Below are 7,459 nucleotides of genomic sequence, written 5' to 3'. Positions count from 1 at the left end.
ACTCTACTGTTTCGGCAATGAGCAGATTTTCGACAATCGGTTCGGGTTGAGGAGGTTCTAGGGACTCTACTGTTTCGACAACCGGTTCTGGTTGAGGAGGTTCTAGGGACTCTACTGTTTCGACAACCGGTTCGGGTTGAGGAGGTTCTAGGGACTCTACTGTTTCGGCAATGAGCAGATTTTCGACAACCGATTCGGGTTGGGGAGGTTCTAGGGACTCTACTGTTTCGACAACCGGTTCGGGTTGAGAACCTTTTAGGGACTCTACTGTTTCGGCAATGAGCAGATTTTCGACAACCGGTTTGGGTTGAGGAGGTTCTAGGGACTCTACTGTTTCGACAACTGGTTCTGGTTGAGGAGGTTCTAGGGACTCTACTGTTTCGACAACCGGTTCTGGTTGAGAACCTTTTAGGGACTCTACTGTTTCGACAACCGGTTCGGGTTGAGGAGGTTCTAGGGACTCTACTGTTTCGGCAATGAGCAGATTTTCGACAATCGGTTCGGGTTGAGGAGGTTCTAGGGACTCTACTGTTTCGGCAATGAGCAGATTTTCGACAATCGGTTCGGGTTGAGGAGGTTCTAGGGACTCTACTGTTTCGACAACCGGTTCTGGTTGAGGAGGTTCTAGGGACTCTACTGTTTCGACAACCGGTTCGGGTTGAGGAGGTTCTAGGGACTCTACTGTTTCGACAACCGGTTCGGGTTGAGGAGGTTCTAGGGACTTTACTGTTTCGACAACCGGTTCGGGTTGAGGAGGTTCTAGGGACTCTTGTCTTTGTACAATTTCCAGAAAATCTGCCACTGGTTGCATTCCTGGTTCTAAATCGCTTATTTCCTCTGGTGTTTCTGCAATTGGTTCGGATTCTGGTTGAGAATAGTCGATCGACTGTTGGCTTTCGACAATCGGTTCTGGTTGAGGATGTTCTAGAGACTCTACGGTTTCTGGTACTTGCAGATTTTCGACAATCGGTTCGGGTTGAGGATGTTCTAGAGACTCTACGGTTTCTGGTACTTGCAGATTTTCGACAATCGGTTCTGGTTGAGGATGTTCTAGAGACTCTACGGTTTCTGGTACTTGCAGATTTTCGACAATCGGTTCTGGTTGAGGATGTGCTAGAGACTCTACGGTTTCTGGTACTTGCAGATTTTCGACAATCGGTTCGGGTTGAGGATGTTCTAGAGACTCTACGGTTTCTGGTAGTTGCAGATTTTCGACAATCGGTTCTGGTTGAGGATGTTCTAGAGACTCTACGGTTTCTGTAACTGCTTCTGATTCTGACTGAGGATACTCTAGAGACTCTTGCGTATCTGAAACTGCCAGATCTTCCACAATCGGTTGCGATTGGGATTGATGAGCATCCGCGATCGAGTCTTGAATTTCTGCTGCTTCTTGCAGATTTCGATCGACCTCCGGTTCGCTGTGAACCAGATTTTCTTCGGGTTTCTTTTCAGCCGCTGTCAGCCTTAAAAACACCTCTTCCAGAGTAGCGCGAGAGCGGCGCATTTCGCAGAGCCCAAATCCCGAGGCGATGATAGCTGCTGCAATTTCTCGTCCCGGTTCTCTTTCCGGTTCGCACAAGGCCCGCAGGCGGTAGCGATCCACTAAAAATTCCTGGCTTGGAATCAATTCGACCGATCGAACTCCCGGCAAATTGTCCAAAGAAGGCAACAGCAGACTGTTTACCAAATCCGCCTCGCCTTCTACTTCGAGCTCGTAACCTGCCGAGAGGGCCAACTCTCCCATCAAATTGTCGGGAGTACCCGCTGCGGCGATTTTACCGCGATTGATGATGGTAACGCGGTTGCAAGTCATGCTGACTTCCGGCAGGATGTGGGTGGAAAGGATGATGGTGTGCTGGCCGCCAAGACTTTTGATTAAATTGCGGACTTCGATGATTTGTCGGGGGTCGAGGCCGACGGTTGGTTCGTCTAAGATAATGACGGGGGGGTCGTGGACGATCGCCTGAGCGATACCGACGCGCTGACGAAATCCTTTAGAAAGCTTGCGGATTAAAACTTTGCGTTTATCAACCAGCCCGCAGCGTTCGATCGCGGAAGTAACTTGTCGCGCGCGATCGCCCGCGGGCACTTGCTTAATCCTGGCCACAAAAAACAGAAACCCTTCCACAGTCATTTCTGGATAAAGCGGCGGGTTTTCCGGCAGATAGCCGATGCGCTGTCTGACTCCCATCGAGTTTTCGTGAACGTCGAGGCCGGCGATGCGGGCCGTACCGCTGGATGCCGGCAAATATCCCGACAAAATCCGCATGGTTGTGGTTTTGCCGGCACCGTTGGGTCCCAAAAAACCCAGAATTTCTCCTGATTCGACCGAAAAAGACACGTCCGCGATCGCTGCGGTCGAACCGTAAGTTTTGCTTAAGTGTTCTACTTCAATCATTTGTCAGAAGTCACGCGATTTTAGATTTTAGATTTTAGATTGACTTTACCAGTTGCGCGCTGTGCGCCTTACCCTGTCATCACAGCCGGTCGATCGAATTTATGGCGCAAATCTTAATGTGATTTTGTCTTCCACTGTAGTCCTGCAAGAACCCAATCTATCATAAGTGTCGATTTTACTTGGAAGCGAGACGCTAGTAGTAGGGTGCCCAGGGCGGAAATGATTTGCCGATTTACATCGAATCGCTACCAACTGACGCACCCTACCAGTAGAGTCTGTGCCTAACCGAACCCTCAACTAGCTGCCTTCGCTACAGACGCGGGGCTGCTTCTAGGTTGATATCGGCATTAAAAACAATCACAAATTGAGCATTGGGGATTAACTGCCGGATAATCCGCAGATAGCCGTCAGCATCGGAATGTCTCAAGAAATGGGCTACAGTGATTCGCTGCATATTGGGAAGCAAGCGAACAACCAACCACCTGTTAAGGCGCTGTTTGTACGGCATAATTAGATTTGTCTCCATTTGAGTTTTGGAGCCAAAGCCAGTTCAATGCTTGTCTAGGGCGCGGACTGGCTTTTGACCTTTGTTAGACTTTGTATCTGTCTCTAGAGTAAGACATGAACTACATATAGTCAACTGAATAAATATAATCAACTGAACTAAGTACGGGACAGATAATGACGCTGGGGCAAAAGCTAAGAGAAAGACGTGAAAGTCTAGGTTTGACTCGAATACAAGTGGCAAGAGCGTGTAATGTGGTGGAATCCACAGTCATCAACTGGGAAACCGACAGACACGTCCCCAAGCTTTACCCAGCACAGATGAAAGCCCTGTGCGACTTATTAAAGTTCACGATCGAAGATTTAGTAGTTTAGCTCGGGGAGTTAAGATAAAGTAGGTTGGACAATCGCGCTTTTTTGCAGAGAGGGCGATCGCTTTCTATTTAGATTACTGCTGCTGAAATTGAGCCAACAACCAAGCCCCTACCTGTGCTCGATCTTCAGTGCGACTCCGCCGCAAAGCCTCTTCCAACAAAGCAATAGTTAATCCCGGCAAAACTTCCGATTGAACGAGCCGCCGACTGCCATTATCAGCAATAATAGCAAAGGCAATAATTTGAGATTTCTGCACGTCTAGTACCCAATATTCAGCGACTTTTAACTCTTCATAAAGCAACCGTTTTTCACCGATATCATCAGCCAAAGTTGAGTCAGCAACTTCTATGACCAAATCTGGCGGTGGGGTAACGTCAAGACTTGCGATCGAACTTCCCCTCGGTGCTAATTGCGTTCTTTCTCCAATGTAATAAGATAGGTCTGGCTGACACTCTCGTACTCCAGTTTTCCGGTAGCTACAGTTATCCAATCCGTTAAGAGAAATACCCTTGATAGTGCAAAATAGGTTAATTGCCAGAAGTGCGATCGCATTATCTCGTGAATGATCTGGCCCTACTGACCTAGTTTCAATCCTCATTTGTCCGTTGCGGTAGTAGCATTTTGCTTTATTGTAAGCTGGGTCATCTGCCATTGCGAGGAACTCTTCCCAGGTTGCTGCTACCCAGATATCAGTGGGCAATTTAGTCTTTAGTCCACTCATTTTTTTATCCCAAATATCTCGATCGTATAACACCACTCAATCAAATGCAAACCCCGTTCTCTCTACTCCTCCTCTGCGCCCTCTGCGCCCTCTGCGGTTAAATAAAAAAATCTCAACTCCTTTTCCAAATCTTAATTTCCCCCAACCAACCCGCACTAACAATAGTCTTACCATCTGCACTAATCGCCACAGCACTAACATAGCCAGAATGACCGCTCAAAATACCTCTCAATTCGCCCGATCGCACATTCCAAAGTCTCACACTCTTATCCCAACTCCCAGTAACCAGCGTAGTACCATCCCGACTGAAAGCCACCGACCAAACTCCATCAGTATGCCCGCTTAAACGGCGAATTAACTGGCCGTTTCCGGCATTCCACAACCCGACAGTGCCATTGCTGCTTCCCGCCGCTAAACTTTTGCCGTCGGGAGTAAAAGCTAGCGACAAAACAGCCAAGTTTTTGCCGCCAATCGTGCGAATTGCTTGACCGCTAGCTAAATTCCACAACCTAATTGAACCATCTTTGCTACCGCTAGCTAAAGTTTTGTTGTCGGGACTAATTGCAACAGCATTAACCAACCCAGAATGCCCCGTCAAAGTCCGCAGCAACTCTCCTGTTTTCGGGTTCCAAATCTTAATCGTTTTGTCCCAACTGCCGCTGGCTACAAATTGACCGTCGGGACTAACGGCAACGCTCGAAACAGCATTGGAATGCCCGCTCAAAGTGCGTACAACCGCGCCAGTTTCTAAATTCCAAATTTTCACAGTTTTGTCGTCGCTGCCGCTAGCTAACACCTTGCCATCAGCACTCGCGGCCAGTGCGTTTACGGCTTCCGCGTGTCCTTGCAGGGTAGTTTTTAATTGCCCGCTGGGAAAATTCCAAACTGAGATTGTGCCGTTGCTATTTCCTGTGGCAAAATAAGTTGAAGCTAGGGCAAGGGAACTGACAACTTCCGAAGGCCCTTTGAGGGTATTTGTAGCAGCAAAGGATCTCGCACTTGCGGGCGTGCGGGGCGCATTATTCGCCGGAGTTTTAGGGTTTACGGCAGTAGGAGATTGGGGAACTACTGGCAGCGAAATAGTCGATCGCCATTTCATGAAAGTATTAATTTCTATCCCCGCCGCCACGATTTTATCAGACTTATCCTCTAACCTGACAATGCCGTTAATTGCGACAACTCGCCCCGCGTCATCGAGCACTGGGCCGCCGCTCATTCCCGCTCTCACTAAGTTATTGTATACCAAAGTATAACCGTTCCAGGGAGTTTGGCGGCCGGTAAGCTGACCTTCCGTAGCGATGAAAATCGGCTGTCTCAAAGAACCGCCGGATATCGGCCAGCCGGCCACATAAGCTTTGTTTCCCTTAGTTGCTGGGGAATTGGCTAATTGAGCCAGGGGGTAGCTTTGAGTGCTGCTGAAGGGCACGACGGCTAAATCCATCCCTGGCACTCGCCGCACGAGGCTGTAGTATACAGAGTGAGCTTGACCGTCCGGAGTTACGACCTGGTAATCGCCGGCTTTATCGACCACGTGCCAGTTTGTGAGAATATAGTATGTGCTTCCTTGTTTCTCTAAAATTACTCCCGAACCGCCTTTTGGCCCCTGGATGCGAACAGTAATTTCTTTAGCGACGGTTTTAACTTTGTCGGCGGTTAATGCGAGGGCAATTTGAGGTGATGTCAGTGGGATGAGGGCGATCGAACTCAGGGCGATCGTAGCACTCAAAATAGCCGGAATTGTTCTGCTGTAATTCATTATTGTGTAAATTTAACATACCCACATATCAAGAGACGGATAACTTTTCCGGTTTGTGGCAGATTCACGGTTGACAACGCCAAAACGCCTGCGCGATCGAACTTTCGACATTCGCACAAGCCTAAAAATATTTGACACAGCCCTCTGGCTAGCAGAAAAATTTAGAATCGGGAACCGCACCTAGACTCAACAATAGCAACTGGCTGATCTCTATTTTTTTCTCGGCAAACGATACTTTCAGCCATACGCTGCTCGGAATATTTCCCATTAGCTATCCAGCCGAGGGGTGCGCCTGCGATCGCGCCGACTGCTAAACCAGTGAGCAGGCTCCAAACAAGATGCTTTCTGGCGATCGGGTTTTGTTGCATAAAAAATTATCCTAAAGACTTACCCTTAGTAAAAGTAGCAAAAATAAAAGTTACTTTCTTCCTCCTATTTACTTATTTCCTAAGAAGTAACCCATACTAAGTAGGGTGCGCAATGCGCACCTTACCCATCACTACCCATAACTAAGTAGGGTGCGCAATGCGCACCTTACCGACTAAGTAGGGTGAGGAAATTTATGCTAAATCAAACAGCAAAAATTCCGCATCTTCCGCCGCTTCAATCACTACCTCAGACTCATCGCTAACCGCCGCAGCGTCGCCATTTTCTAAAGTCAAACCGTTGAGCAAAACCGAGCCGCGAGCAACTTGCACCCAAGCATGGCGATTCGGCTGCAAAGCATGAGAAACCCGCGAGTCTTTATCCAAAACAGCCGCATACAAATCCACATCTTGATGCACTTTCACCGCACCATCTCTCGCATCTCGCGCCGCCACCAAGCGCAGTTTTCCGCGCCTTTCTGCTAGGGGAAAATCCCGCTGCTCGTAACTGGGTGATAAGCCTTTTGTATCGGGTAAAAGCCAGATTTGCAGCAAATGAACCGGGTCTGTTTGCGAGTGATTGAATTCGCTGTGCTGGATGCCAGTACCTGCCGTCATCCGCTGCACTTCACCGGGTTTAATCACTGCACCAGTACCCAAACTGTCCTTGTGTTCTAATGCCCCTTCCAGTACATAAGTAATGATTTCCATGTCGCTGTGCCCGTGAGTGCCGAAACCTTTGCCGGGGCTAACGACATCCTCATTAATTACCCGCAACGATCGAAAATTCATATAATTTGGATCGTAATAGCTGGCAAAAGAAAATGTGTGGTAACTGTCCAGCCAACCGTGATTAGCGTGTCCTCTTGCTTCACTTTTTCTGACGGTAATCATTTGCTGAATCCTCAGTGAAATTTATCGGGTGTTTCTTTGATGTTTTTATTTTAAACCTAGTCAAGTTATTATGGGTAGTACGCACTTAAAAGTACGGTACTTACCAAAAAGATACTATGCAAGTCCAAGAAGTAAAAGTCGATCGAGCAAATTGCCCTGTAGAACGAACTCTAGAGGTGATTGGCGGGCGCTGGAAAGTCTTGATTCTGCGGGAGTTGTTTCAAGGAGTGAAGCGTTTTAACGAGCTGCAACGAGCTGTAAACGGCATTACTCAGAAGATGCTGACGCAGCAACTGCGGGAAATGGAATCAGACGGGATTGTGCACCGGGAAATTTACCTGCAAGTTCCGCCGAAAGTTGAATATTCGCTGGTAGTGCTTTTTTGTAAAGGACAGAGGAAAACAATCTATCTTATTATGCAATCCCCATTTTTTTTCTGATTTGTT

The 7,459-nt window shown here is 48.0% G+C and carries 8 protein-coding genes; 2 read left to right on the top strand and 6 right to left on the bottom strand.

Annotation, left to right across the window (positions count from 1 at the left end):
- Together QUB56_RS37595 and QUB56_RS35790 are read right to left on the bottom strand one after the other, a co-directional pair.
- A partial coding sequence (locus tag QUB56_RS37595; protein ID WP_445243446.1) for an ATP-binding cassette domain-containing protein occupies positions 1-2,398 on the bottom strand: 2,398 nt, incomplete at its 3' end.
- A gap of 310 nt (positions 2,399-2,708) precedes the next feature.
- A complete protein-coding gene (locus QUB56_RS35790; RefSeq protein WP_332961112.1) occupies positions 2,709-2,906 on the bottom strand; it encodes a hypothetical protein in 198 nt (65 codons plus the stop codon).
- 173 nt (positions 2,907-3,079) lie between these two features.
- Here QUB56_RS35790 and QUB56_RS35785 point away from each other — a divergent pair, with 173 nt between their 5' ends.
- The gene (locus tag QUB56_RS35785) at positions 3,080-3,277 is read left to right on the top strand and encodes a helix-turn-helix transcriptional regulator (RefSeq protein ID WP_015177410.1); all 198 of its coding nucleotides are present in this window, start codon (positions 3,080-3,082) and stop codon (positions 3,275-3,277) included.
- 73 nt (positions 3,278-3,350) lie between these two features.
- On the opposite strand, the gene QUB56_RS35780 is transcribed toward QUB56_RS35785, so the two are convergent.
- The 4 genes from QUB56_RS35780 to QUB56_RS35765 all read right to left on the bottom strand — a co-directional run bounded on the left by QUB56_RS35780 (position 3,351) and on the right by QUB56_RS35765 (position 7,013).
- Positions 3,351-3,998, bottom strand: a complete 648-nt coding sequence (locus QUB56_RS35780; RefSeq protein WP_332961111.1) for a Uma2 family endonuclease — start codon at positions 3,996-3,998, stop codon at positions 3,351-3,353.
- 112 nt (positions 3,999-4,110) lie between these two features.
- Positions 4,111-5,754, bottom strand: a complete 1,644-nt coding sequence (locus QUB56_RS35775) for a WD40 domain-containing protein (RefSeq protein ID WP_332961110.1) — start codon at positions 5,752-5,754, stop codon at positions 4,111-4,113.
- Between the two features lie 161 nt (positions 5,755-5,915).
- Positions 5,916-6,122, bottom strand: coding sequence for a hypothetical protein (locus QUB56_RS35770; RefSeq protein ID WP_332961109.1), 207 nt, complete (start codon positions 6,120-6,122; stop codon positions 5,916-5,918).
- Between the two features lie 192 nt (positions 6,123-6,314).
- The gene (locus tag QUB56_RS35765; protein ID WP_332961108.1) at positions 6,315-7,013 is read right to left on the bottom strand and encodes a pirin family protein; all 699 of its coding nucleotides are present in this window, start codon (positions 7,011-7,013) and stop codon (positions 6,315-6,317) included.
- 116 nt (positions 7,014-7,129) lie between these two features.
- Between QUB56_RS35765 and QUB56_RS35760 the strand changes: the two genes are divergently transcribed.
- Positions 7,130-7,453 (top strand): helix-turn-helix domain-containing protein, encoded by a 324-nt coding sequence (locus QUB56_RS35760; RefSeq protein WP_332961107.1) that lies wholly within the window; start codon positions 7,130-7,132, stop codon positions 7,451-7,453.
- Positions 7,454-7,459: the final 6 nt, after the last annotated feature.

Source organism: Microcoleus sp. AR_TQ3_B6 (assembly GCF_036702785.1).
Taxonomy (GTDB): Bacteria; Cyanobacteriota; Cyanobacteriia; order Cyanobacteriales; family Microcoleaceae; genus Microcoleus.
The sequence above is the reverse complement of the archived record's forward strand: the minus strand, read 5'-3'. Positions and strand labels throughout refer to the sequence as shown.

Coding starts and splice junctions, on each gene's coding strand:
- QUB56_RS35780 (WP_332961111.1), bottom strand. CDS start 3,998: ATGAGTGGACTAAAGACTAAATTGCCCACTGATATCTGGGTAGCAGCA.
- QUB56_RS35775 (WP_332961110.1), bottom strand. CDS start 5,754: ATGAATTACAGCAGAACAATTCCGGCTATTTTGAGTGCTACGATCGCC.
- QUB56_RS35790 (WP_332961112.1), bottom strand. CDS start 2,906: ATGCCGTACAAACAGCGCCTTAACAGGTGGTTGGTTGTTCGCTTGCTT.
- QUB56_RS35785 (WP_015177410.1), top strand. CDS start 3,080: ATGACGCTGGGGCAAAAGCTAAGAGAAAGACGTGAAAGTCTAGGTTTG.
- QUB56_RS35760 (WP_332961107.1), top strand. CDS start 7,130: ATGCAAGTCCAAGAAGTAAAAGTCGATCGAGCAAATTGCCCTGTAGAA.
- QUB56_RS35770 (WP_332961109.1), bottom strand. CDS start 6,122: ATGCAACAAAACCCGATCGCCAGAAAGCATCTTGTTTGGAGCCTGCTC.
- QUB56_RS35765 (WP_332961108.1), bottom strand. CDS start 7,013: ATGATTACCGTCAGAAAAAGTGAAGCAAGAGGACACGCTAATCACGGT.